Annotated in this window: 20 protein-coding genes, 1 tRNA gene and 2 pseudogenes; 11 read left to right on the forward strand and 12 right to left on the reverse strand. The window is 64.7% G+C overall.

Going from position 1 to position 23,501, the window contains the following annotated elements:
- The 4 genes from FHR94_RS06120 to FHR94_RS06135 all read left to right on the forward strand — a co-directional run.
- Positions 1-1,644: glycine cleavage T C-terminal barrel domain-containing protein (locus tag FHR94_RS06120; RefSeq protein WP_281375940.1), on the forward strand; the 1,644-nt coding region annotated here is incomplete at its 5' end.
- Positions 1,637-2,287 carry a sarcosine oxidase subunit gamma gene (locus tag FHR94_RS06125; RefSeq protein WP_183324754.1) on the forward strand — a complete coding sequence of 217 codons (651 nt, stop codon included), beginning with the start codon at positions 1,637-1,639 and terminating at the stop codon, positions 2,285-2,287. The genes FHR94_RS06120 and FHR94_RS06125, both read left to right, overlap by 8 nt.
- Positions 2,288-2,355: 68 nt before the next feature.
- On the forward strand, positions 2,356-3,243 hold the full coding sequence (gene purU / locus FHR94_RS06130; RefSeq protein ID WP_246389848.1) for a formyltetrahydrofolate deformylase: 888 nt from the start codon (positions 2,356-2,358) through the stop codon (positions 3,241-3,243).
- 36 nt (positions 3,244-3,279) lie between these two features.
- Complete coding sequence (locus tag FHR94_RS06135) at positions 3,280-4,659, forward strand: L-serine ammonia-lyase (protein ID WP_183324755.1); 1,380 nt, start codon at positions 3,280-3,282, stop codon at positions 4,657-4,659.
- Here FHR94_RS06135 and FHR94_RS06140 read toward each other — a convergent pair.
- From FHR94_RS06140 to FHR94_RS06170, 7 genes and pseudogenes are all read right to left on the reverse strand, one after another.
- Positions 4,646-4,981, reverse strand: coding sequence for a helix-turn-helix transcriptional regulator (locus FHR94_RS06140; RefSeq protein WP_183324756.1), 336 nt, complete (start codon positions 4,979-4,981; stop codon positions 4,646-4,648). The genes FHR94_RS06135 and FHR94_RS06140 overlap by 14 nt on opposite strands.
- Positions 4,978-6,318 (reverse strand): type II toxin-antitoxin system HipA family toxin, encoded by a 1,341-nt coding sequence (locus FHR94_RS06145; protein WP_183324757.1) that lies wholly within the window; start codon positions 6,316-6,318, stop codon positions 4,978-4,980. The genes FHR94_RS06140 and FHR94_RS06145 overlap by 4 nt, the downstream gene beginning before the upstream one ends.
- Positions 6,319-6,658: 340 nt before the next feature.
- Positions 6,659-6,949 (reverse strand): annotated as a pseudogene (locus FHR94_RS06150) (transposase); the annotation flags it as partial.
- 11 nt (positions 6,950-6,960) lie between these two features.
- On the reverse strand, positions 6,961-8,127 hold the full coding sequence (locus tag FHR94_RS06155) for an HNH endonuclease (RefSeq protein WP_183324758.1): 1,167 nt from the start codon (positions 8,125-8,127) through the stop codon (positions 6,961-6,963).
- Positions 8,124-8,849, reverse strand: coding sequence for an OmpA family protein (locus FHR94_RS06160; protein WP_246389849.1), 726 nt, complete (start codon positions 8,847-8,849; stop codon positions 8,124-8,126). The genes FHR94_RS06155 and FHR94_RS06160 overlap by 4 nt, the downstream gene beginning before the upstream one ends.
- Positions 8,846-11,452, reverse strand: a complete 2,607-nt coding sequence (locus FHR94_RS06165; RefSeq protein ID WP_183324759.1) for an apolipoprotein A-IV repeat region-like domain-containing protein — start codon at positions 11,450-11,452, stop codon at positions 8,846-8,848. The genes FHR94_RS06160 and FHR94_RS06165 overlap by 4 nt, the downstream gene beginning before the upstream one ends.
- A 115-nt stretch (positions 11,453-11,567) precedes the next feature.
- Positions 11,568-11,825 (reverse strand): hypothetical protein, encoded by a 258-nt coding sequence (locus FHR94_RS06170; RefSeq protein WP_183324760.1) that lies wholly within the window; start codon positions 11,823-11,825, stop codon positions 11,568-11,570.
- Between the two features lie 622 nt (positions 11,826-12,447).
- On the opposite strand from FHR94_RS06170, the gene FHR94_RS19460 reads away from it, so the two are divergent.
- The 3 genes and pseudogenes from FHR94_RS19460 to FHR94_RS06185 form a co-directional block, all read left to right on the forward strand.
- Positions 12,448-12,792 carry an IS110 family transposase gene (locus FHR94_RS19460; protein ID WP_221188389.1) on the forward strand — a complete coding sequence of 115 codons (345 nt, stop codon included), beginning with the start codon at positions 12,448-12,450 and terminating at the stop codon, positions 12,790-12,792.
- Positions 12,793-12,801: 9 nt separating this feature from the next.
- Positions 12,802-13,818, forward strand: coding sequence for an IS110 family RNA-guided transposase (locus FHR94_RS06180; RefSeq protein ID WP_221188396.1), 1,017 nt, complete (start codon positions 12,802-12,804; stop codon positions 13,816-13,818).
- Positions 13,819-13,911: 93 nt separating this feature from the next.
- Positions 13,912-14,124: pseudogene (locus tag FHR94_RS06185) on the forward strand (transposase); the annotation flags it as partial.
- Positions 14,125-14,539: 415 nt separating this feature from the next.
- Here FHR94_RS06185 and FHR94_RS06190 read toward each other — a convergent pair.
- Positions 14,540-14,616: transfer RNA gene (locus FHR94_RS06190), tRNA-Arg, on the reverse strand.
- 230 nt (positions 14,617-14,846) lie between these two features.
- Between FHR94_RS06190 and FHR94_RS06195 the strand changes: the two genes are divergently transcribed.
- On the forward strand, positions 14,847-15,668 hold the full coding sequence (locus FHR94_RS06195; RefSeq protein ID WP_343064637.1) for a c-type cytochrome: 822 nt from the start codon (positions 14,847-14,849) through the stop codon (positions 15,666-15,668).
- 246 nt (positions 15,669-15,914) lie between these two features.
- Here FHR94_RS06195 and rep read toward each other — a convergent pair whose 3' ends face one another.
- From rep to pyrE, 3 genes are read right to left on the reverse strand one after another with little or no spacing between them, the layout of a single operon-like run.
- On the reverse strand, positions 15,915-17,963 hold the full coding sequence (gene rep / locus FHR94_RS06200) for a DNA helicase Rep (RefSeq protein WP_183324762.1): 2,049 nt from the start codon (positions 17,961-17,963) through the stop codon (positions 15,915-15,917).
- Positions 17,964-18,007: 44 nt separating this feature from the next.
- Positions 18,008-18,550 carry a tRNA (uridine(34)/cytosine(34)/5-carboxymethylaminomethyluridine(34)-2'-O)-methyltransferase TrmL gene (gene trmL, locus FHR94_RS06205; protein ID WP_183324763.1) on the reverse strand — a complete coding sequence of 181 codons (543 nt, stop codon included), beginning with the start codon at positions 18,548-18,550 and terminating at the stop codon, positions 18,008-18,010.
- Positions 18,551-18,591: 41 nt separating this feature from the next.
- Positions 18,592-19,284, reverse strand: coding sequence for an orotate phosphoribosyltransferase (pyrE, locus tag FHR94_RS06210; RefSeq protein WP_183324764.1), 693 nt, complete (start codon positions 19,282-19,284; stop codon positions 18,592-18,594).
- Positions 19,285-19,393: 109 nt separating this feature from the next.
- On the opposite strand from pyrE, the gene FHR94_RS06215 reads away from it, so the two are divergent.
- The gene (locus FHR94_RS06215; RefSeq protein WP_183324765.1) at positions 19,394-20,161 is read left to right on the forward strand and encodes an exodeoxyribonuclease III; all 768 of its coding nucleotides are present in this window, start codon (positions 19,394-19,396) and stop codon (positions 20,159-20,161) included.
- A gap of 94 nt (positions 20,162-20,255) precedes the next feature.
- On the opposite strand, the gene rph is transcribed toward FHR94_RS06215, so the two are convergent.
- Positions 20,256-20,993 carry a ribonuclease PH gene (rph, locus tag FHR94_RS06220; protein WP_183324766.1) on the reverse strand — a complete coding sequence of 246 codons (738 nt, stop codon included), beginning with the start codon at positions 20,991-20,993 and terminating at the stop codon, positions 20,256-20,258.
- Between the two features lie 137 nt (positions 20,994-21,130).
- Here rph and FHR94_RS06225 point away from each other — a divergent pair, with 137 nt between their 5' ends.
- Entirely contained in the window at positions 21,131-21,994 is an 864-nt protein-coding gene (locus FHR94_RS06225; protein ID WP_183324767.1) for a YicC/YloC family endoribonuclease, read from the forward strand.
- Between the two features lie 200 nt (positions 21,995-22,194).
- The gene (locus FHR94_RS06230) at positions 22,195-23,394 is read left to right on the forward strand and encodes an MFS transporter (protein ID WP_183324768.1); all 1,200 of its coding nucleotides are present in this window, start codon (positions 22,195-22,197) and stop codon (positions 23,392-23,394) included.
- The last annotated feature ends 107 nt before the right edge of the window (positions 23,395-23,501 follow it).

Genomic DNA, 23,501 nt, shown 5'->3' on the forward strand with positions numbered 1-23,501 from the left:
CGCGGCGTCTATGCCACCGGAGAGGTGCTGGCCGACGGTGCCGAGGCCGGCCGCCAGGCCGCCGCGGAGACCGGTTTCACGGCCGCCGAGCTCGCGCTGCCCCAGGTCGCCGCGCGCCGCGACGGTGCGGCCTGCGCGCTCTATCAGGTGCCCCATGAGAAACCAACGCTGCGCGCCCCCAAGCAGTTCGTCGACCTGCAGAACGACGTCACCGCGGCGGGCATCGAGCTGGCCACCCGCGAGGGCTTCGAGTCCATCGAGCACGTCAAGCGCTACACCGCCATGGGCTTCGGCACCGACCAGGGCAAGCTCGGCAACATCAACGGCATGGCCATCGCCGCCCGTTGCCTGGGCCGGACGATCCCCGAGGTCGGCACCACGGTGTTCCGCCCCAATTATACGCCGGTGACCTTCGGCGCCATCGTCGGCCGCCACTGCCGCGAGCTGTTCGACCCGGAGCGCTACACCGCCCTGCACCCGTGGCACGTGGAGAACGGCGCCGAGTTCGAGGATGTGGGCCAGTGGAAGCGCCCCTGGTACTTCCCGCGCCAGGTCGATGGCAAGACCGAGACCCTGGATGAAGCGGTGGCCCGGGAGTGTCTGGCCGTGCGTCAGGGGGTGGGCATCCTCGACGCCTCGACCCTGGGCAAGATCGATATCCAGGGGCCGGATGCCCGCGAGTTCCTGGGCCGCGTCTACACCAACAAGTGGGCCAAGCTGGAACCGGGGCGCGTACGCTACGGCTTGATGTGCAAGGACGATGGCATGCTGTTCGACGACGGCACCACCAGCTGCCTGGGCGAGAACCACTTCCTGATGACCACCACCACCGGCGGTGCGGCCGGCGTGCTGGAGTGGCTGGAGCTGTGGCACCAGACCGAGTGGCCGGAGCTTCAGGTCACCTTCACCTCGGTGACCGACCACTGGGCGACCATCACCGTCACCGGGCCCGAGGCGCGCAAGCTGCTCGCCGAGGTGACGGACATCGATCTCGATCGCGACAGTTTCAAGTTCATGGACTGGCGCGAGGGCAAGGTGGCCGAAGTGCCGGCGCGGGTGTTCCGGATCTCCTTCACCGGGGAGCTGGCCTACGAGATCAACGTCCAGGCCAACTACGCCCTGCACGTGTGGAAGACGCTGTTCGAGCACGGGAAGAAGTATGACCTCACGCCCTACGGCACCGAGACCATGCACGTGCTGCGCGCCGAGAAGGGCCTGATCATCGCCGGCCAGGACACCGACGGCTCGGTGACCCCGGAGGACCTGGGCATGCAGTGGGCGGTCGGCTACGACAAGCCGTTCTCGTGGATCGGCCTGCGCGCCCTGTCGCGCCCCGACACCGTGCGCAAGGACCGCAAGCAGCTGGTGGGCCTCAAGCCCAAGGACCCCAAGGTGGTGCTGGAAGAGGGCGCACAGATCGTCTTCGATCCGAAGCATGCGATTCCCATGCCCATGGTCGGTCATGTGACCTCCAGCTACCACAGCGCCATTCTCGGTCATGGCATCGCCCTGGCGGTGGTCAAGGGCGGGCATGAGCGGATGGGGCAGACGGTCTATCTGCCGATGGCCGACGGCCAGGTCCATGAGGCCGAGATCGTCAGCAATGTCTTCTACGATCCCAAGGGGGAGCGCCAGCATGTCTAATTCGGTTGCCCAGAACGTCAGGACCTTCGACACCCGTCCCGAGGCGGCGGTGCCGGCCGAGTCGCCGCTGGCCTACGCCTACCAGCGCTCGGGGGCTCCGGTCCCCACCAACAGGAGCCGGGTGGTGCTGCGCGAGCGGCCCTTTCTCGGTCACCTGATCCTGCGCGGCGGGGCCATCGTGCTGGACGAGGCGGTGCGCGAGGTGCTGGGCATCACGCTGCCCGGCGAGCCCCAGGGCCTGGTGCTCGACGCCGACGGCGAGCGTAGTGTCCAGTGGCTGTCGCCGGACGAGTGGCTGGTCATCGTGCCCGGCGGCGAGGAGTTCACCCTGGAGGCCAAGCTGCGCGAGGCGCTGGGCGATGCCCACTTCGCCATCACCGACGTCAGCGGCGGCCAGACCCTGGTCGAGCTCGAGGGCGAGGCCGCTCGGGAGCTGCTGATGAAGTCGGTGATCTACGATGTGCACCCGCACCACTTCCCTGTGGGCAAGGGCGTGACCACGGTGTTCGCCAAGGCCACGGTGATCCTGCGCCGTCCCGGCGAGTCACGCTGGGAGCTGGTGGTGCGTCGCAGCTTCGCCGACTACACCTATCGTTGGCTGCTGGACGCCGGCGAGGAGTACGGCATCGGCGTCGAGCGCTGAGCCTGGCCTTTCGCAACTGCTATTAACAGGCCGGGGTTCGCCCCGGCCTGCTTCGTCAGGAGACACCCATGAGCCCCATGAATCGTAGTGTCGATATGAGCGCCGATACCTGGATCCTAACCGCCCAGTGCCCCAGCCGGCTGGGCACCGTCGACGTGGTCACCCGCTTCCTCAAGGAGAGCCGCTGCTATATCACCGAGCAGCAGTCCTTCGATGACCGGCTAAGCGGGGGCTTCTTCATCCGCACAGAATTCCGCCCCGAGGACGATGGCTTCGATGCCGACGCCTTCCGTGCGGCCTTCGCCCCGCGGGCCGCCGAGTTCGCGATGAGCTTCGAGCTGACCGCCCCGGGGACGCGTCTGCCGGTGGTGATTATGGTCTCCAAGGCCGACCATTGCCTGAACGACCTGCTGTATCGCTACCGTACCGGCCAGCTGCCGATCAAGATCCGTGCGGTGATCTCCAACCACCCGGACCTGGAGCCGCTGGTGGCCTGGCATGATATTCCCTATCACCATTTTCCGATCACCCCGGAGACCAAGCCCGAACAGGAGGCCCAGGTCTGGCAGGTGGTCCAGGAAACCGGCGCCGAGCTGGTGATCCTCGCCCGCTACATGCAGGTGCTGTCCAGCGACATGTGCGAGAAGCTCGCCGGTCGGGCAATCAACATCCACCACTCGCTGCTGCCGGGTTTCAAGGGTGCCAAGCCCTATCACCAGGCGTATGAGAAGGGCGTCAAGCTGGTCGGCGCCACCGCCCACTACATCAACGACGACCTGGACGAGGGACCGATCATCACCCAGGGGGTGGGGGCCGTCGGCCATGCCGACTACCCGGAGGACCTAGTGGCCAAGGGGCGTGATATCGAGCGCTTGACCCTGGCCCGGGCGGTGGCCCTGCACGTGGAACGACGCGTCTTTCTGCACGACAAGCGCACGGTCGTGTTCGATCGCTAACTCGACAACAACAAGTCATTGCCAAGGTGAAACAACATGTCAATCAGCGTTTTCGACCTGTTCAAGATCGGCATCGGGCCCTCGAGCTCGCATACCGTGGGCCCCATGCAGGCGGCCTACGACTTCGTCGGTGAATTGAAGGCGCAGGACCTGCTGGAGCGCGTGACGCGCGTGGAGGTCCAGCTCTTCGGCTCCCTGTCGGCCACCGGTATCGGTCACGGCACCGACCAGGCCGTGATCATGGGCCTGATGGGCGAGCGGCCCGACCGGATCGACCCGGACATCATCGAGCCCTGCCTCGCGGAGCTGAAGGAAGCCGAGGCGCTGCGCCTGGATGCCCGGCACAGTGTCCCCTTTCTCTGGGCTCGCGACATGCAGCTGCTCGAGGAGAGCCTGCCGCGCCACCCCAACGCCATGCGCCTGATCGCCCACGGCGATGATGGCGAGCTCTACCGCAACACCTACTACTCGGTGGGCGGTGGCTTCGTCATCGACGCGGCCCAGGCCGCCGAGGGCCAGCTGGATATCGATCACACCGAGCTGCCCTACGATTTCCAGACCGGCGCCGAGCTGCTGCGCATGTGCCGGGAGAGTGGCCTGCGCATCAGCGAGCTGATGCTGGAAAACGAGAAGGCCTGGCGCAGTGAAGAGGAGATTCGCGAAGGCCTGCTGGTGATCTGGGCGGCGATGCAGGCCTGCGTCAAGAAGGGCATGGAAGCCGAGGGCGTGCTGCCCGGCGGGCTCAACGTCAGGCGCCGCGCCAAGGCGCTGTATCAGCGCATGCTGGCCAGCAAGGATGACCACTCGCTGATCGCCTCCACGATGTCGGCCATGGACTGGGTCAACCTCTACGCCCTGGCGGTCAACGAGGAGAATGCCGCCGGCCGGCGCATGGTCACCGCCCCCACCAACGGCGCGGCGGGCATCATCCCGGCGGTGCTGCACTACTACATGCAGTTCAGCAAGGGCGCCAACGAGCGCGACGTGGTGGACTTCCTGCTCACTGCCGGCGCCGTGGGCATCCTGTGCAAGAAGAACGCTTCCATCTCCGGCGCCGAGGTGGGCTGCCAGGGCGAGGTGGGCTCGGCCTGTGCCATGGCCGCGGCGGGGCTGACCGAAGTGATGGGCGGCAGCGTGGGGCAGGTGGAGAACGCCGCCGAGATCGGCCTGGAGCACAACCTGGGGCTGACCTGCGACCCGGTGGGTGGGCTGGTGCAGGTGCCCTGCATCGAGCGCAATGCCATCGCCTCGGTCAAGGCGATCAATGCCGCCCAGATGGCCCTGCGCGGCGACGGCGAGCACTTCATCTCCCTGGACAAGGTGATCCGCACCATGCGGGATACCGGCGCCGACATGCAGGAGAAGTACAAGGAGACCTCGAAGGGGGGGCTTGCCGTCAACACTATCGAGTGCTGACCTCCCTTCTCGGTTCGGCCGCTTTGCCCAGCCGAGCCAGCAGGTCGGCCTGGCGCGGTACCAGGCCGACCTTCAGCCCCAGCGGACGAAAGACCCGGTTCATGCTGGCCGTGGAGAAACTGCCGGCATCGCGTTCGATATCCGAGAGGGTGCGGCGGCTGACCCCGACCAGAGCCGCATAGTCACTCTGCGACAGGCCCAGCACTTCGCGACGCAGGGTGCGCAGCACCTGGCCCTCGGTGGTCTCGCCGCGCAACAGCCGCCCCAGCTGGTTCAGCAGTGCGGCTTCCCGCGCCTCGGGCGTCAGTGTCCTGGGCTTCATACCAGTCCCCAGCGTGCCAGCCGGCGATCGAGGTCCCTCAGGCCCACCGCCGGCATGGTCAGGATCCGCTCCGGCACGCCGCGCCGGACAAGCCGCTCCTGCAGCCCGTGCAGGTGCTGGCCGAGATCACGCAGTTCGGCCATCAGGCGCGCCGGGGGGACCAGCTCGCCGAGCGCCTCGGCAATGGCGGGCCAGTCGAAGTCACCGCCCTGCTCAAATGGCACGCCCCATTGGGTGGTGCGCGTGACCCCTTCCGGGTCGGCCTTCATGGGGGCGAAATCGTAGACGGGGGCATGCCAGATCCCCTCGGGACGCTTCAGCAGGGCGGCGTTGCGGCCGTGATTGTCGGAATTGCCGAAGGCCACGTTGAGCAGGTCGCGCTTCACCCATTCGATGACGAAGGCCTCCCGATCGAAGGCTTCGCCCAGTTCGCGCACCCGATGCTGCCGGTCGAGCAGCGCCGCCAGGCGGCGAATCACCGGCAGATGGCGCAGGTGGGTGCCGGGCGGCGCACCTAGCAGGGCATAGACCGACTCGAGGCCGAATCGGCACCAACCGTCGCCTCGCCACTCGACGTCGAACCGGGGCAGCCACAGCGAGGGATAGCGCTCGCCTTCGATCAAGGCCAGGCCGTCGGTGGCGATGGTCTCGACGCCAAGCGCGGCAAGCTCAAGGTAGTAGTGGTATTCGGCGCGCAGGATGTCGCAGTCGTCGGCGCTGCGCCGGCCTCGCGGAAACTTCACCAGATAATGGGCGTCGGGATTGCCCGGGTCGTCCTGCCAGGTATCGATCCACACCTCATCCTCGGGTGTGCGACGCACCAACAGCTTCGGCGCTTCGCCGCCGGCGCCGGTAGCCCCGCCGCTGGCGGCGCCCATCTGCTGAGCATATTCCAGAAAGTCGGTATGGCGCTCGATGACATCCACCATCGGGAAGCGTCGCGTCCCCAGGCTTGCGGTGTGCGCCGGCACCGCCTCGCGCAGGCGCAGGTTACCGACCGGCGCGATGGTGCCGTGGCGCAGCAGCGGCGCATCCTGCTCGGCCGAAGAAAGAGCCTGAAGGCCCAGGTGCTGCACCCAGTAGCGGCGGCCGGCGCCGGCCGGCATGATGTCCTCGAGGAAACCGAACCAGCGCTCGCCGTGGTGGGTCAGCATCAGCTCCACGGGAAGCATCAGACTGCAGGCGTGCTCGTCGTCTCGGAACATCCACTCCAGGGCATAGTCCTGCAGATAGCCGAGCCTGGCCGGGCCCTGTATACCCCGCTCGGGATCCGGCAGTTCCAGACGCGCCGCGTCCTGCCATTCGCCGCCCAGATGGATCTGGATGGTAAGATGCATCGCGACTGCTCATGTGAAAAAAGCTGCTCACATTATAGGAAAGATCGGATTTTTTGGGAAAAAAATTGCGCATAATAGGCATATAGTGAGCACTTTTGCGCAATTATTTGCGCATCCATGAACGTACCATAACCCCAGAGACTGCGATCGGCAAATCCGCAAGCGGCCTCGGCATCGGTGTAGCGCACTACCAGTCGTTGCAAGAGACAGGGTGGCCACAAGCAAAGAAAGGCTCTTCGCAAATCAGCGTGAAGTCACTGCACGGCCCGGTTCGCATGGTGGGAGCGTTGCTTGCAGCGCGATATTGGAGTTACCCCGATTCGGTGGACGGTGAACAGCTTTAGCTCGAGGCAGCCGCATTCTGTCTCTCGAACTGCACCGGACTGGCATAGCCGATCGCGGAGTGGCGACGGTGTGGGTTGTACCAGCCCTCGATGAACGCGAAGACGGCCCGCTGCGCTTCCGATGGCGTGGCGAACCGCCGTCTATCCAGCAGCTCGCATTCCAGGGTGGCGAAGAAGCTCTCCGCCATGGAGTTATCGTAGCAATCTCCAACCGACCCCATCGATGGCCGCACGCCGGCCTGCTCGCAGCGCTCACCGAACGCGATGGAGGTGTATTGGGCGGATTCAATCGGTCGTCTCAGCGGCTGCGCCGAAGCAGGTCTACCAATTTTTCCGGGCGATCCAGTGCCAGTTGCACTCTGTAGACACGCCAGCCCTGTTCCTTGGCGGAAATGGCATCCGCCTCACTAATGGCGATGCCGATCTGCTGACTTGGCCAGGCCAGCTCCAGGTTGGCGATGATCGCATCTCGCCCATCCTGAATGTCCAGCCCCACCTTGGGGAGTGGAGCACGTTTAGCTTCGAGGTGGTGCAGCAGGCCATTGAGGCCTGGATCCGCCAGACGAAATACCTCTCGCCAGTCAGGTGCCTCAGCACGTTGCTGCTCCTGGCGTAAATGGGCGATCTCCTGCCGGATACGATGTGGAACAGCCATGTGGTAATGCCCAGGCTCCTTGCTATGACAGTCTGCGCACAGCGCCTTGAGGTTATGCTCGGCATTGTCGCTGCGTACGCCATTGATGTGGTGGGTATGCAGAAGATAGGGGCGACGGGAGAAGTTCACGCCGCAGTTCTCGCAGGTATGCCGGCGCGACTCGCGATAACGGCGCGAGACCTCTGCCCAGTCCTCACTGTAGTGCTCTGGGGCACCAGCCTCGCGAGACGGATGATAAGGAAAAAAGGACTCGTACTGCTGGAAAAACTTTACGAAGGAAAAATTGGTGAAGGCGGCATAGTTTCCAGGGGTGCCATAGCCCTCGTAATTGAGTTTGCGCAGGCAGTACTTGCAAACCTTAAGGTCGGTGGTAGCTGACTCTTCCCGCCAGCCAAGCATTTTCCCGGTAATTCGGAACTGCTCGCTGTGATCACGCGTGACCACGTAGCGCTCGAAGCGACCTGAGTCACGCATCTTCTCCAGTGTCTGGCAGAAGGACAGATGTACTCTGTTGCCAACTTTTCCATCCAAGCGGGCTGCATCAAAGCGCGCACGATGATCCTGGATGTAAAGCAGTACCTGCTGCCCCTGCCATGTCAACAGGTTGTTGTCGATACCGACCTGCCCCAGGTCAGTCAGCTCCATGCCGCCTTCGGGAATCACGAGCTCCGGCGGCGGCGCGGTATTCACCGTGATGTCCTTTCTCACCAAGGGCGCATTGGCTGTCTTGAAGCTCAAGTCGATCTGTATTGGCGGCCCCATACGGTTAGCTGCGGCACGCAGGGCGCTGAAGTCCACCAAGAGCTTCATGAGTCTACCTCGGAGAGGATCTCACGGATCTGACTTTCAGCGTTGGTCAGGATGCGGAAGCTGACGCGGCGCGAACGCTCATGATCTTCCTCTCCATTCTCCCCGATGACCGGGTGCGAGGAGGAGAAACCTACTGCTGCGGTGGTCTTCTTCACCCAGCCTTTTTCGACTTGGGTTTCTGGTAGCCCATACAGGTAGCTCAGTACAGAGCGAGTGCGACCCTGGGAGAGCTCCATGTTATGGAAGTAGGCTTCATCCTCGTTTACGTGACGATTCCACAGGCTAGAGGTATGCCCCTCGATGCGTACCTCATCGATGGAATCACGAAAAGGCACCAGCACTTCGAGATAGCGCGGGTAGAAGTCGCCCAGGATGCTCTGGAAGCGCGAACGTAGCTCGGTCGATCCGGTGTCAAAGAGTACTTCCGGCGACTTGAAAGTTAGGGCCAGAGTGTCGGCGTCGATGTCGGCTTCCCAGGCTTCCAGGTCATCCGCGAACTCCTCCATCAGTGCCTGATAGATGGCGACCTGGGTATCCTGGTAGGCCTTGGCGACCTGGGTGACGCGATCACGCTCCTTGAGAGCATGCTGCATCAGGGCGATGGAGATCAGCAAAAAGACCATCATCAGCCCCGCCATCAGGTCCGAGACGCTCAACCAATGGTGTTCTTCCTCGTTGCCGGTCGCGCTGCCATGGCCGAATAAGGCATGCATGCGGCTCATGAGTAGGCTCCCACATTGGCCGACTGCACCACCTTCTGCATTTCACTGGTCAGCTTCTGGTAGTCCTGGGTAAAGTGACCGCTGATCTGTGCCAGCGCACTGCCCATCTCGGTCATCACACGCTGCAGTTCCTGCTGCATGCTTTCATCGATGCGCTCCATCTGGGCATTGACGTGCTCGCCGGTGCGCTGCACGGCCTGCTGCATGGTGGCCTCGACCTGCTGGTAGGCATTGCTCAGCTGATTCTGATATTGCTGGCTGGCTTCGGCCAGCGCCTGCTTGTGCTGCGACTGAAGACTTTCCAATGCCTCGGCGGTCCGGCTCTGCACCTGGCGCAGCTGACTCTGGGTCTCCTCGCCAGATTCACTCAGGGCACGTGCTATCTGTTCTTGCTCGCGGGTGAGCTGCTCGACGAGAGCCTTCACCTGTTGCTCGGCGCTTTCGATGCCCTTGCGATACTCCTCGCTCAAGCGCTTTGCACCTTCATGGAGGGTGCTGGCATTGCCTTCCAGAGTCTCCTGTAGCTCACCAAAGCGCTTGCCGATTCCTTCGGCGCCATCGCGCATGTGCCTCTCGAGACGCTCGGCACCGCCATACATCTTCTCCTCGAGCTTTTCGGCACCTTCCATGAAGCGCTCGTTGAGCTCCTCGGTGCCTTTCTCGAGCTCCCTGGCGCTAGATTTGAGGTGATCCTGAAGGCTTTCGAAGTGCTCTCCGATCTGACGGGTGTTCTTGTCCATGTCCCGTTCGAGACGTTCTGCTCCCTCACTCATGCGCTTCTCGAGGCGCTCGGCACCGCCATACATCTTCTCCTCGAGCTTTCCGGCGCCTTCCACGAAGCGCTCGTTGAGCTCCTCGGTGCCTTTCTCGAGCTCCCTGGCGCTGTTGGTCAGGTGCTCCTGCAGGTTTTCGAATCGCTCACCGATCTGACGGGTATTCTTGTCCATGTCCCGCTCAAGACGTTCTGCCCCCTCACTCATGCGCTTCTCGAGGCGTTCGGCGCCTTCAGCCATACGCTGCTCCAATCGCTCGGCACTGTTGTCCATGCGTGTGCCTAGTTGTTCAGCCCCCTCGGTGAATCGCTGGTTGAGCTTTTCGGTGCCTTGCATCAGCTCGCTAGCGCTCTTGGTCAGGTGCTCCTGCAGGGCGGTGAAGCGTTCACCGATCTGGCGAGCACTGTCATCGAGCTGCCTGCCGACGCGCTCGCTGCCTTCGACCAGGCAACTGCTCATCTGCTCGCTGTGGCCACTGAGACGTTCCACGAGCTCACGGACCTGGGCATTGACCTCCTCGTGAGCATCTCTGAACTGCTGGGCAATTTGTTCTGACTGGGTGGAAAGGTGGTCCGAGGTGCCCTGCAGTGACTCATGGACCCGGTTGTATCGGTCGTTGAGGCCACTGGCGCCTTCGAGCATCTCTTTATTGATGCTTGCGCTGCCCTCGAGGAGTTCACTCTTCATGCTCTCGCTGCCGGCCACCAGCTCCTTCGCAGCGCTCTGCGCGGCTTGATTGATTTCGCTGACGGTTTCGTCAATCTGGCGGCGGATCTCAGGTACGGCTTCCACGGCGCGGTCACGCATGTCGCGGAAAGCACTCAGATGGCCCTCGAGGTCGTTCAGCTGGCGCTGGGTGGTCGTGAGCAAGGTCTCGAGGCCACCCATGGTTTCGGGAATGGCCGCAGCCTTGTCGCTGATGTGTGCGACGCTCTGTTCCGTTTGGGTGATCGCGGTGACGCCCTGCGCATACTGTTCGCGCATCTCACCAAGCTGCTGGCGGTAGTTTTCTTGCCATTCGACGAGGGACCTCACCGAGGCATCCAGGGCCTTGAAATTCTCGCCGAACTGCTCGGTTAGCTGGTGGTTGAAATCCTGAATGACTTCCTTGAGGGCATTGACGACCTGCTCGGTGGCGGACTTCGACATCATCTCCGCGAAGTCCTGCATCTGGGTGGAGAGCTCTCGGGCGAAGGCATCGAAGCGTTCACGCTGAGTCTCAGCGTGCGTGCCCAACGCCTCGGAGGCCTCGGCCTGACGGCTAGCCTCACGGGCCAGCGCCTTGTGGTTGTCGTCCTGATGCTGACGCAAAAGTCGGATCTGTCCCGTCAAGGTGTCGCTATCATCGCCAGCGATGGCCTGGTGTAGGCGGTCCAAGTTGTTGTTCTGCTCACGCAGAAGTTGGTGAATGTGTTCCGGGCCGATTTCGTCTGGACCGATGGCCACATCTGTCTTCGGCTGACACCAGGACGTGCTGGTAACCACTTTATAGGCCATGGTCATGGCCATGCCGAACAGGCTGGTCATAAAGGCCGTTTGCAGGCCACCAAGTAACAAGCTGATGCTTCCATCGATGTCATCCGGGTCGAAATGCAGCAGACCGATGACGATCCCGATGAATGTGCCCAGCATCCCGAGCGAGGTGAGAAGGTTCGGCATGTAGTGGGTAAGGCTGCGGGCCTTGTCGGCCTTGTAATACGCCAGACCAAGTATGAAGAAGCCGATGATAAGCGCGAAGAACACCGCAGTGATGCTGCTGGCAGGCGTGGTTCGGAGCAAGTCTTCCAGTGCAGAAGGGAAGATGCCGAAGAGGCTTATGAGCAGTTCCATTCTTGAGTCCCCTGTGGCATCTCAGTGCCATTTTCTGTTGAGAGCATTACGCTCAATGTTGGCTGAGTAAGCCTTGAGTGCGGTCAATGCCCTCGAGGCGTGTGGCTTCCAGTCTCTACTCAGTAATGCACTTCGAGCTTGGGCGTTTTTCAGCCTCAAAGAAGGCCCATGCCTCGGCATAGTCGGCCTCGCGGTCCTGCCGGGTGAAAGGCGCCAGGCATTCCACCGTAGTCTCGAAGCGCCCAAAGGGCAGGGTGTCGTCCAGGTACGACTTGCACACGACGCCACTATTGGCGTTAACCATGTGTGTGAGCCGCCAATTCATGTCACGAACTTCCAGGCACATGCCCGGGGTGGACTGGTGGTGGCTCATACTTTCTAATCTTTGATTAGTCATGCCACGTGGGTACCGATCTCATTCCTTTGGAGCGCTCTAGCTACTAAATATGCTTTGTTACATTAAATTACGCAAGAGTGACAAACCAGCATGGGTGTGTCGCTACGAGGTATCAGTAGCTTAGGAGCCTGTTGGCTGGTCCTCAGTGGCCTGCGGGCTGGAGCGGGCGAACTGGATCTATGCGGAACTGGCCACTCAGCTGTACCGTAGCCACGGGGTCACGGTGGGCGAGACGGCCATGCGCGAGTTCTGTCACCGCCATGACATCCGCCCTTACCGCCCCAGCTACCGCTTTCTGCGCGCCGACCCCGCGCGGCAGGCGACGGCGCGGGAAGAGCTGGCGGCATTAAAAAACTGTTTAGGGTTGGCACCCGCTTGTCGGGACAGAAACTCGGCGGCTGCCTATATTCAGCTTGGGCGCCAGAGGCGCAGCCGACCGCTTTGTGGAGGTCCGTCCCCGGAAAAAAACGTGGTTCGGGCGGCGTGCTGGACTTGACAGTGGTGACACCGCTTGTCGGTGATCCCGGTTAGGAAGGTAGACTCGTTCAGCGCCGCCTCCTCTGGCCCTCTCGTTCTGGGCTCTTGAGGAGTTCGCGCCATGGCTCGCCAGTCCTCTCCCCGCCAGCGTCGCAGTAAGTTGCAGGTTGTGCACCCTGACGCGGCGGCCATCGACATCGGGGCACGCTTTCATGTGGTCGCCATTCCGCCGGACCGCGATCCGGAACCGGTCCGGCGCTTCGACAGTTTCACCCATGATCTGGAGCGGCTGGCCGACTGGCTGGTGCAGCAGCGCATCACCACCGTGGCCATGGAATCCACTGGTATCTACTGGATTCCCGTGTTCGAGATTCTGGAGGAACGCGGCCTGGAGGCCCTGCTGGTCAACGCCCGTGACGTCAAGAATGTGCCGGGACGCAAGACAGACATCAACGATGCCCAGTGACTCCAGCGCCTGCATGCCTACGGGCTGCTGCGTGGGAGCTTCCGGCCGACCCAGGAACTGGCCAGTCTGCGTGCCCTGGTCCGCCATCGTGAACGCCTGCTGGCCTATGCCGCCTCGCATATCCAGCACATGCAGAAGGCGCTGATGGAGATGAACCTGCAACTCCATCATGTGGTGACCGATATCACCGGCAAGACCGGCATGTGTATCTTGCGGGCCATCGTGGCCGGCGAACGCGACCCCGCGGTGCTGGCCAGCTATCGCGATCGCCGCTGCAAGTCGAGCGAAGGGACGATTCGCGAGGCACTGGTGGGTCACTACCGCGAGGAGCATGTCTTGGCCCTGCGTCAGTCGCTGGCTCTCTACGATACCTATCATGAGCATGTGGCCGACTGTGACCGGCATATCGAGGCGGCGCTGGCCGCTCTGGCGGACTATGCGCCATTGCCTCCCGCCCCGTTGCCGCCGGCGCGTCGTGCTGACACCAACCACAACGCGCCGGCGTTCGACCTGCGTGAGCGGTTATTCCGGGTGCTGGGCGTCGACCTGACCCAGGTGAATGGGTTCGGCGCCTACCTGGTGCTCGAGTTGATTGCCGAGTGCGGCATCGACATGGCCCGCTGGCCGACGGCCAAGCACTTTGCCTCCTGGCTGGCCCTGTCGCCGGGCAACAAGATCTCCGGTGGCAAGCTATTGTCGTCGCGAACGCGGCGGACCAAGAGTCGAGCGGCGGCCCTGTTGCGACTGGCGGCCAATGTCATCGGGCGAACAGAGACGGCGCTGGGCGCCTACTACCGTCGACTATCGAGCCGCATCGGCAAGGCCAAGGCGGTGACGGCTACCGCACGCAAGCTGGCTCTGCTGTTCTACAACACTCTGCGGTATGGCTGGAAGTATCAGGACCCTGGCGTGGATTACTACGAAGCCCGCTATCGGCAGCGGCTGGTGAGCAATCTCCACCGTCGTGCGAAGTCACTGGGCTATGAACTGGCTCCCGTGCAGGCCTGCGAGCTGCGAGTTTCTTAGGAAGGACCTGGTCTACGCCTTCGCGGCCCTGGAGGTGGTGGGGCACGCGCCTGCTCGACAGCCCGGGCCAAGGCCACGACCGGCAAAAGCAAGACGCGGCGGCTTCAGGAAGCCTTCGCGTCGCATCTGCGCGATATCGACCGGCGCTATCCGCGGCTGCGGTACTCACGGGTCGTGGTCATCATCGACAATGCCCCTTGGCACCGGGGACGGCTGATGACGGCGGTGCTGGAAGCGCATCCGCACCTGGAGCTCTATCGGCTGCCCAGCTACAACCCACAGCTGAATGTCATTGAGCGATTGTGACGGGTGCTGCGCCGCTGGGCCACCCACAACCGGTTGTTCGACACCATGGCCGCCCTGCGTCGCGCTCTGCGCGCCAACCTCTGCTGCTACAAGACGCTTCGGCACAAGGTGCTGTCGTTGATCGAAGGCCCCAGAAGCCCCAAAGACAGGCGCGGCGTGAATAAGGCTCGTGCAGTGCTTATTCAGTGGGGCAGCGGCGGTTTCTCACCTGACGGCGTCCGCCGGGCTGTAGGCCAGCAGGGAAACGCCATTTGGGACTATTTCCTCCGCATATACCGGAGGGGTGGTTTAGGGGGCATCCTCGGCGAAGCCAAGCCAAATGGTGACAACTGGAACCTATTTGGAACCTCGAAGAGCGCTAATGAAAACGGCCACTGCGCTAAATGCGCCAAGTGGCCGTTTTTACTGGTGTTTATGGCGCGCCCTAAAGGATTCGAACCTTTGACCTTCGCCTCCGGAGGGCGACGCTCTATCCAGCTGAGCTAAGGGCGCACGCGGCCTGAAGGTGGTTGCCCTCAGGCGAGCGCTATCCTACCGCGCCGCCTGTCGTGTGTCCAGCCGCCCCCGCCGGGTCCGGGACCTCATGCCAAAGAACGGGCCCGCGTCGTTTTCCAGCGGTTTGCGATGCCGGTATACTGTGGCGCATTGTGCGCGTCATGGCGTCCCGGCTTTCGTGATGCCGATCGTGACTTGGATAACAGGACCGTCAAGAGGTGGTGAGAGTGAAATCCAGCAAGCTGATCATGGGGTGTCTGGCCACCCTGGGCCTGATGACCACAGGCATGGCCTTCGCGCAGGACAATCTCAACCGTGAGGCTATCGCCGAGCGATTGGAACCCGTCGGTGAGCTCTGCCTCGAGGGCGAGGACTGCGGTACCGCCATGACCGCCGCCACTACTGGCGGCGGCAGCGCCGCCTCAGGCACTGCCGACGGCGAGAGCATCTACAACAACGTCTGCATGGCCTGCCACGAGACCGGTGCCGCCGGCGCCCCGGTGCGCGGCGACGAGGCCGGCTGGGGCGAGCGCACCGGCAAGGGCTTCGAGACCCTGGTAAGCCACGCCATCGATGGCTTCAACGCCATGCCGGCCCGCGGCGGCAACCCCAACCTCTCCGACGAGGAGGTGCAAGCCGCCGTGGCCTACCTGGTCGAGCCGGTGATGGAGGTACCGGAAGCGGCTGCCGAGGCGGCTCCGACCGAGGAAGCGGTCGCCGAGGAAGCGGTCGCCGAAGAAGGCGCTACCGAGCAGGCCAGCGCCGAGGCGGCGACCGAGGGCGAAGCGACGAGTGCCGGCAACGGCCTCGACGGCGAGGCCCTCTACGGCAGCTCCGGCTGTGCGGCCTGTCATGACTCCGGCGCCGCCGGCGCCCCCGTGCTGGGCGACGCGGAGGCCTGGGCCCCGCGCATCGAGCAGGGCAAGGAGACCCTCTACGCAAGCGCCATCAATGGCAAGGGCGCCATGCCACCGAAGGGCGGCAACATGTCGCTGGCCGACGAGAAGGTCAAGGCCATCGTCGACTACATGGTCAGCCAGGCCGAGTAAACCGGCCGGACGGCCAGGAACGGGGCGCCGAGGCGCCCCGCTTCGTTTTATGCCTGCCCATGGCCCGCCGTCGGTTGCCTGTTCATGGCACCAGAGGGTTGTCGGGTGCGCTCGCAGGCTCGCTTACCCAACCTACGAGGCTATCGCAGCCCGCAGCCCGCAGCCCGCAGCCCGCAGCCCGCAGCCCGCAGCCCGCAGCCCGCAGCCCGCAGCCCGCAGCCCGCAGCCCGCAGCCCGCAGCCAGGATTATCCCAACAGCGAGCGCAGCCCGGCGATGGCGTCTTTCCCCCGGGCCTGCTTCTTCTCCGGGTCTTCCTTGTCGGCCCGCCCTTCCCACTCGAGGTCGGCGTCCGGCAGTTCGTCGAGGAAGCGGCTCGGGGTGCAGTCCATCAGCTCGCCATAGGCCTTGCGCTGGCGGGCCAGCGTCAGTGTCAGGGTGCGTCGTGCCCGGGTGATGCCCACATAGGCCAGGCGGCGCTCCTCCTCCACGGTCCCCACCTCGATGGCGTTGCGGTGGGGCAGCAGCTCCTCCTCCAGCCCCATCAGGTACACATGGGGGAACTCCAGGCCCTTGGAGGCGTGCATGGTCAGCAGCTGGACCCGGTCGGAGTCGTCCTCCTCGGCCTGCTGCTCGAGGATGTCGCGCAGCACCAGCCGCGAGATGGCCGACTCCACGCTGTCGGTCTCGGTGTCCGTGCTGGCGGTGTCCTCGGGCTCACGGTTCATGGATTTCTCGAGCTGGTCGATCAGCGTCCAGACGTTGGCCATGCGCCGCTCGGCGATGGTCGGGGCGCTGGCGTTCTGGTAGAGCCAGGCCTCGTAGTCCATCTCCCTCATCATCTCGCGGATGGCGGCGAGGGCATCCCCCCGGTCCATGCGGTCGCGCACGCCCTCGATGAAGTGGATAAAGCGCGACAGCCGCTCCACGGCCCGGGTCGGCAGCTGCTCGGCCAGGCCCAGCTCGCGGCAGGCGGCGAACAGCGCGATCTCGCGTTCGGTGGCGTAGTTAGCCAACTTCTCCAGGGTGGTCGGCCCGATCTCCCGGCGCGGAATATTGACGATACGCAGGAAGGCGTTGTCGTCGGCGGGGTTGATCAGCAGGCGCAGGTAGGCCATGGCGTCCTTGATCTCGCCGCGCGAGAAGAAGGAGGTACCGCCGGAGAGCTTGTAGGGGATCTGGTAGTGCTGCAGCTTGAGTTCCAGCAGCCGGGCCTGAAAGTTGCCGCGGTAGAGCACCGCGAAGTCGCGCCACTCGGCGCGCTCCTTGATGCGCCGGGTGAGGATCTCGCTAGCCACCCGTTCGGCCTCGGCCTCCTCGTGGCGGTTGACCACCACACGGATCGCCTCGCCCTGCCCCATCTCCGACCACAGGGTCTTGTCGTAGACATGGGGATTGTTACTGATCAGGGTGTTGGCGGCACGCAGGATGGTGCCGGTGGAGCGATAGTTCTGCTCGAGCTTGATGACCCTGAGACGCGGAAAGTCCTCGCCCAGGGTCACCAGGTTCTCGGGTCGCGCCCCGCGCCAGGCATAGATCGACTGGTCGTCGTCGCCGACCACCGTGAAGGTCGCCCGCTCACCCATCAACATCTGCACCAGTCGGTACTGGCTGACGTTGGTGTCTTGGTATTCGTCCACCAGCATATAGTGGATCTTGCGTCGCCAGCGGGCGAGCGCTTCGGGGTCGTCGCGCAGCAGCACCACCGGCAGCAGGATCAGGTCATCGAAGTCCACCGCATTGTAGGCCTTGAGGTGGCGTACGTAGGCCTCATAGACCCGGGCGGCATACTGCTCATCGTCATTTGCCGCATGGGACAGCGCCTGGCCGGGTAGCACCAAGTCGTTCTTCCAGCTGGAGATCTGGCCCTGCACGCGATTGATCTGATCGGCATCGACCTGGGCGTCCTTGTTCATCAGGTCGCGCAGCAACGCCTTGGCGTCCTCGGGATCGAACAGCGAGAAGCCGGGCTTGTAGCCCAGCGCCTTGAGCTCGCCACGGATGATGTTGAGTCCCAGGGTGTGGAAGGTCGAGACGGTCAAGCCGTGGCCCTGCTTGCCCTTGAGCATCTGTCCCACCCGCTCCTTCATCTCCCGGGCGGCCTTGTTGGTGAAGGTCACGGCGGCGATGCGTCGGGCGCTCATGCCGCACTCCTGGACCAGATAGGCGATCTTGGTGGTGATCACGCTGGTCTTGCCGGAGCCGGCGCCGGCCAGCACCAGGCAAGGGCCATCGATGTAGCGGACTGCCTCCTGCTGACGCGGGTTGAGGCGGACCAGGCGTTGCTGTATGGACATGGGGATCGGGGTCCTCCGTGATCGCGCAGCGATGCGCTGCGCACCTACCGATGGTCTTGTATCTTGGCGGCCCCCGGATGGCCGGACCCCGGAAGCCCGGAACCCGGAAGGCCGGCCCCCGGAAGGCCGGCCCCAACGAATCCCAGTTGCCGCCAGGCCTCATAGACGATCACCGCAGCGGCGTTGGAGAGGTTCAGGCTGCGACTCTCGGGCCGCATGGGGATGCGCAGGCGCTGCGTCTCGGGCAGAATGTCGAGCATCGCCTGGGGCAGGCCTCGGGTCTCGGGGCCGAACACCAAGGCGTCGCCTGCCCGGTAGGCGGGCTCATGATAGCCGGTACGCCCGCGGGTCGAGACGGCGAAGACCCGGGCCGGTGCCACCCCCTCGAGAAAGGCAGGCCAGTCACGATGGACCCGCACCCGGGCCCACTCGTGGTAGTCGAGCCCGGCGCGACGCAGGCGCTTGTCGTCCAGCACGAAGCCCAGCGGCTCGATTAGGTGCAACCGGAAGCCGGTGTTGGCGCACAGCCGGATCAGGTTGCCGGTGTTGGGCGGAATCTCGGGCTGGTAGAGCACCACGTCCAGCATCGGCGGCTCTCCGGGACAGCAAAGGCAGGCGCTAGCGTGGTTCAGCGCGGCGTCACGCCGTAGCGATCGCGGTAGGCGCGGATCGCCTCGGCATGACCACGCAACTCGTCGCCGGCCTGCTCCTCGAGGTAGGCGAGCACCATGTCCAGGGTGACGATGCTGATCACCGGCATGCCATAGGCCGCCTCGACCTGTTGGATGGCACTGCGCGGGTCGTTGTCGTCACCGCCACGCTCCTGGCGATCCAGGGCCACGACGACCCCGGCGGCCCGGGCCCCGGCGGCCTCGATCAGCCCCATCACCTCACGGATCGCAGTACCGGCGGTGATCACGTCATCGACGATCAGCACCCGTCCCTCCAGGGTGGCCCCGACGATATTGCCGCCCTCGCCGTGGGCCTTGGCCTCCTTGCGATTGAACGCATAGGGCAGGTCACGGTCATGGTGATCGGCCAGCGCCACGGCGGTAGTGGCGGCCAGGGGGATGCCCTTGTAGGCGGGACCGAACAGCACGTCGAACCCGGGGGCACGCTCGGCGATGGCCCGGGCATAGAAGCGGCCCAGCTTCGCCAGGGCGCCGCCGGTCCGGAACAGGCCGGCGTTGAAGAAGTAGGGGCTGGCCCGGCCGGACTTGAGGGTGAACTCGCCAAAGCGCAGCACCCCCTGCACGATGGCGAACTCGATGAACTGCCGCTGGTAGGGTTGCAGACATGCTGCACCCGGATGATCCGCCACGAGGCCTCCTCTCACGTCTCGCCCCCTTATCACGTTTATCGGCCGGGGCCATTTACCCAAACGTCGAAACGTCGGGTATCATACACGCGCGACGCAAAAGGGACCATGTATGAAAATCGCCACCATCAATGTGAACGGCATCCGCGAGGCGGTAGGCCGAGGCTTTCTCGACTGGCTGGCCAACCAGGACGCCGACGTCGTCTGCGTGCAGAACCTCAAGGCCAAGAGCTTCGAGCTCGACGACAGCATCCTCTATCCGGAAGGCTATGAGGGCTATTTCCTCGATGCCGAGCAGGACGGCTTCTCCGGTGTTGGCCTCTATTGCCGCAAGATCCCCAAGGCGATCATGTACGGCCTAGGCTTTCCCCAATGTGACCACGAGGCGCGCTTCCTGCAGGCCGACTACGATCGTTTCAGCATCGCCAGCTTCCTGATGCCCGACGGCAGCGACCCGACCGCCAAGCAGACCTTCATGGCCCAGTACCAGGAGTACCTGGCCAAGATGGCCCGCAAGCGCCGCGAGTACATCATCTGCGGCACCTGGCACATCGCCCACAAGACCCTCGACCTGGCCAACTGGGCCGACCATCAGGCCTCGCCCGGCTTCAGGCCCGAGGAGCGTGCCTGGATGGACCAGGTGTTCGGCCCCATCGGCTTCATCGACACCTTCCGCGAGATCAACCGCGACGCCGGCGAGTATACCTGGTGGCCAAGACTCGACCAGGAGGTCCCGCGGGAACGCCAGGATGGCTGGCGCATCGACTACCAGATCGTCGGGCCCAACTTCCGCCGCCATGTCGTGGATGCCTGGATCGACTACGATGCGACCTTCTCCGAGTTCTCGCCGCTGATCGTCGAGTACGACCTGACGCTCTGAGCGCGCTCCCTTCGTCGCCGTTCCGGCAAAGGCCGGAACGCAGCACGCCGGCCCAGTGGTCGGCGTGCTGCGTTCATGCGCGGCTCTCTCGCCCTTAGGTCCGGATCCCCAGCGCCTCGCGCTGATGGGCGAACAGCGCGTCGCCGGCCTGCTCGGCCAGGTCGAGCATCGCGTTGAGCTCCTCGCGACTATAGGTGCCGGACTCGGCGGTACCCTGCACCTCGATCAGCCCGCCGCCCTCGGCCATCACCACGTTCATGTCGGTGTCGGCGCTCGAGTCCTCCGGGTAGTCCAGGTCGACCACCGGCACGCCCTTGAACAGCCCCACCGAGACCGAACTTACCAGCTGGTGGAAGGGATCGCCCTTGATCAGCTTCTCGCGCTGCAGGTAGCGGATGGCATCGACCAGCGCCACGCAGCCGCCGGTGATGGAGGCGGTGCGCGTGCCGCCATCGGCCTGGATGACGTCGCAGTCGACGGTGATGGTGAACTCGCCGAGCTTCTTGAGGTTCACCGAGGCCCGCAGCGAGCGGCCGATCAGGCGCTGGATCTCCAGCGTCCGCCCGCCCTGCTTGCCGCGGGTCGCCTCGCGACCGCCTCGGGTATGGGTGGCCCGGGGCAGCATACCGTACTCGGCGGTCACCCAGCCCTGTTTCTTGCCGCGCAGCCAGCGCGGCACGCCGGCCTCGACGCTGGCGTTGCACAGCACCTTGGTATCGCCGAACTCCACCAGCACCGAGCCCTCGGCGTGGCGGGTGTAGTCGCGGGTGAGACGGATCTCGCGGGGCTGGTCGGGGGCGCGTCCGCTGGGACGCCGGCTGTCCGAGGACATGGCACCTCTCTTAACATGGGAATGAAGGGAATGGGGTCAGCAGGATGGCCCATTCTACACGGTCCACCGGGAGAATCGGTTACACTGCGTTGCCCCGGGACAGTTGTTCGGGCACCACGACGGCGCAGGAGAGAACCATGGTCCACAGCATGACGGCCTTTTCCCGGCAGGAGCAGGATGGCGACTGGGGGAGCCTGCAGCTGGAACTACGCTCGGTGAACCATCGCTACCTCGAGCCTCACTTCCGCCTGCCCGAGGCCCTGCACGATCTGGAACCGGCCTTCCGCGACGCCCTGCGCACCCGTTTGGCCCGAGGCAAGGTGGAGTGCAGCCTACGTTTCGAGCCGGCCGAGGCTTCTACCGGCATGAGCGTCGATATCGACCGACTGGATGCGCTGGCCGAGGCGCTGGCCGAGGTGTGTACCCGGGTGCCCCAGGCCCCGATGCCGGACGCCCTGGCGCTGCTCGAGCACCCCGGGGTGCTCGATATCCCGACCCCCGATCTCGAGGCCGTCAAGGCCGAGGCCCTGGCACTCTTCCAGGCCGGGCTCAAGGACCTGATCGCCGGCCGGGCCCGAGAAGGCGAGAAGCTCGCCATGCTGATCCGCGAGCGTCTCGCGGCCATCCGCGCGCAGGTCGCCGAGGTACACCGCCTGCTGCCGCAGATCCTCGAGCGCCAGCGTATCCAGCTGCGCCAGCGCCTGGCCGCCATCCAGGCCGAGCTCGACCCCCAGCGCCTCGAGGCCGAGCTGGTGCTGCTGGCCCACAAGGCCGATGTCGACGAAGAACTCGACCGTCTCGAGACTCACGTCGGCGAGGTAGAGCGCCAGCTGGCCCAGAAGGGGCCGGTGGGACGACGCCTGGATTTCCTGATGCAGGAGCTCAACCGCGAGGCCAACACCCTGTCCTCCAAGTCGGTGGTCGCCGAGACCACCCGCTGCGCCGTGGAGCTCAAGGTGCTGATCGAGCAGATGCGCGAGCAGATCCAGAATATCGAGTAGGGCGCGTGCGTGATCGGGCGCTAGGCTCCCCGAGGGTCGCCTGTCTTGCCACCGGCCAGCACGCCTTGCCCCGAGCGACGCACCATTATGTAGTTTTATTACATAAATAAACCCTCAGCTTCTCGCGATTCCCCCGATAATTTCTTATTCTTTGGTCGCAATAAAGATGTAAATTTCCGTGCTCTACGCGAGGAGTCGCCATGTCGTCCACCCCGTCCAGCGCCGAGGCGCGCAACCCCCGTCTGGCCGAGCTGGCGCTGGCGCTGGGCGGCTTCGGCATCGGCACCAGCGAGTTCGTGATCATGGGGTTGCTGGAGCGAGTTGCCGGTGATCTGCAGGTCACCACCGCCGACGTGGGCTACGCCATCTCCGCCTACGCCCTGGGCGTGGTGGTGGGCGCGCCGCTGATCTCGGCCCTGGCCGCTCGGGTTCCGCGCCGCGCCCTGCTCATCGCCCTGATGCTGGTGTTCGCCGTGGGCAACGTCGCCAGCGCCCTGGCCACCAGTTTCTGGCCCTTCGTGGGGCTACGCTTCCTCGCCGGCCTGCCCCACGGCGCCTACTTCGGTGTGGCCGCGCTGGTCGCCGCGGCGGCGGTGCCCATCGATCAGCGCGCCCGCGCCATCGGCCGGGTGATGCTGGGCCTGAGCACGGCGATCGTGGTGGGGGCGCCCCTGGCCACTTGGGCCGGCCAATGGCTGGGCTGGCCGTTCGCCTTCCACGCCGTGGGCGCCGTGGCCCTGGCCACCATGGTCATGATTCGACTGTGGGTGCCGCCCCAGCCCCGCGACCAGGCGGCGAGCCCGCGCCGCGAGCTCTCCGCCCTGATCAGCCGGCGGGTGCTGTTCACCCTGGGGGTGGCCAGTATCGGCTTCGGTGGCATGTTCGCGGTGTTCAGCTATGTGGTGCCCACCCTGCGCACCCAGGCCGGCATGCCCGAGGCGCTGGGCCCCTGGGTGCTGGCGATCTTCGGCATCGGCGGCATCGTCGGCAACCTGGTCGGCGCCCGCCTCGCCGACCGCCACCTGATGAAGGCGATCCCGCGCATCCTGTTGTGGAGCCTGGCGGTGCAGGTGGGCTTCTTCTTCGCCGCCAATCACCTCGCCGCCGGGCTGTTGTTCGTCGGCCTGGTGGGCACCGGCATCGCCCTGGGCCCGGCGCTGCAGGCCCGGCTGATGGATGTCGCCGGCGAGGCCCAGACCATGGCCGCCTCGATGAACCACGCCGCCTTCAACGGCGCCAATGCCCTGGGGGCCTGGCTGGCCGCGGTGACCATCAAGGCCGGGGCCGAATGGTCCGCCAGCGGACTGGTCGGCGCCGCCCTGGCCCTCGGCGGACTGCTGGTATTCGCCGCCGACCGCCGGCTGGAGCAGCGGGCGCGGCTGCGGACGACCGCCGCCTGACACTTGACCCAGGCCTATCGCAGTTAGGGGCTGATCCGTCGACAGGTCTGCGAGGAGGCGCTATGAACCCCTCCCTGGGCGTTACCGACGCCATCCATGGCGTAGGA

Origin of the sequence: Halomonas cerina, assembly GCF_014192215.1 — a bacterium.
Taxonomy (GTDB): domain Bacteria; phylum Pseudomonadota; class Gammaproteobacteria; order Pseudomonadales; family Halomonadaceae; genus Halomonas; species Halomonas cerina.

Coding starts and splice junctions, on each gene's coding strand:
- FHR94_RS06225 (WP_183324767.1), top strand. CDS start 21,131: ATGGTCCACAGCATGACGGCCTTTTCCCGGCAGGAGCAGGATGGCGAC.
- FHR94_RS06140 (WP_183324756.1), bottom strand. CDS start 4,981: ATGAAGCCCAGGACACTGACGCCCGAGGCGCGGGAAGCCGCACTGCTG.
- FHR94_RS06170 (WP_183324760.1), bottom strand. CDS start 11,825: ATGAGCCACCACCAGTCCACCCCGGGCATGTGCCTGGAAGTTCGTGAC.
- purU (WP_246389848.1), top strand. CDS start 2,356: ATGAGCCCCATGAATCGTAGTGTCGATATGAGCGCCGATACCTGGATC.
- rph (WP_183324766.1), bottom strand. CDS start 20,993: ATGTCCTCGGACAGCCGGCGTCCCAGCGGACGCGCCCCCGACCAGCCC.
- FHR94_RS06135 (WP_183324755.1), top strand. CDS start 3,280: ATGTCAATCAGCGTTTTCGACCTGTTCAAGATCGGCATCGGGCCCTCG.
- FHR94_RS06145 (WP_183324757.1), bottom strand. CDS start 6,318: ATGCATCTTACCATCCAGATCCATCTGGGCGGCGAATGGCAGGACGCG.
- FHR94_RS06165 (WP_183324759.1), bottom strand. CDS start 11,452: ATGGAACTGCTCATAAGCCTCTTCGGCATCTTCCCTTCTGCACTGGAA.
- FHR94_RS19460 (WP_221188389.1), top strand. CDS start 12,448: ATGGCTCGCCAGTCCTCTCCCCGCCAGCGTCGCAGTAAGTTGCAGGTT.
- trmL (WP_183324763.1), bottom strand. CDS start 18,550: ATGCTGGACGTGGTGCTCTACCAGCCCGAGATTCCGCCCAACACCGGC.
- rep (WP_183324762.1), bottom strand. CDS start 17,963: ATGTCCATACAGCAACGCCTGGTCCGCCTCAACCCGCGTCAGCAGGAG.
- FHR94_RS06215 (WP_183324765.1), top strand. CDS start 19,394: ATGAAAATCGCCACCATCAATGTGAACGGCATCCGCGAGGCGGTAGGC.
- FHR94_RS06230 (WP_183324768.1), top strand. CDS start 22,195: ATGTCGTCCACCCCGTCCAGCGCCGAGGCGCGCAACCCCCGTCTGGCC.
- FHR94_RS06125 (WP_183324754.1), top strand. CDS start 1,637: ATGTCTAATTCGGTTGCCCAGAACGTCAGGACCTTCGACACCCGTCCC.
- FHR94_RS06155 (WP_183324758.1), bottom strand. CDS start 8,127: ATGAAGCTCTTGGTGGACTTCAGCGCCCTGCGTGCCGCAGCTAACCGT.
- FHR94_RS06160 (WP_246389849.1), bottom strand. CDS start 8,849: ATGAGCCGCATGCATGCCTTATTCGGCCATGGCAGCGCGACCGGCAAC.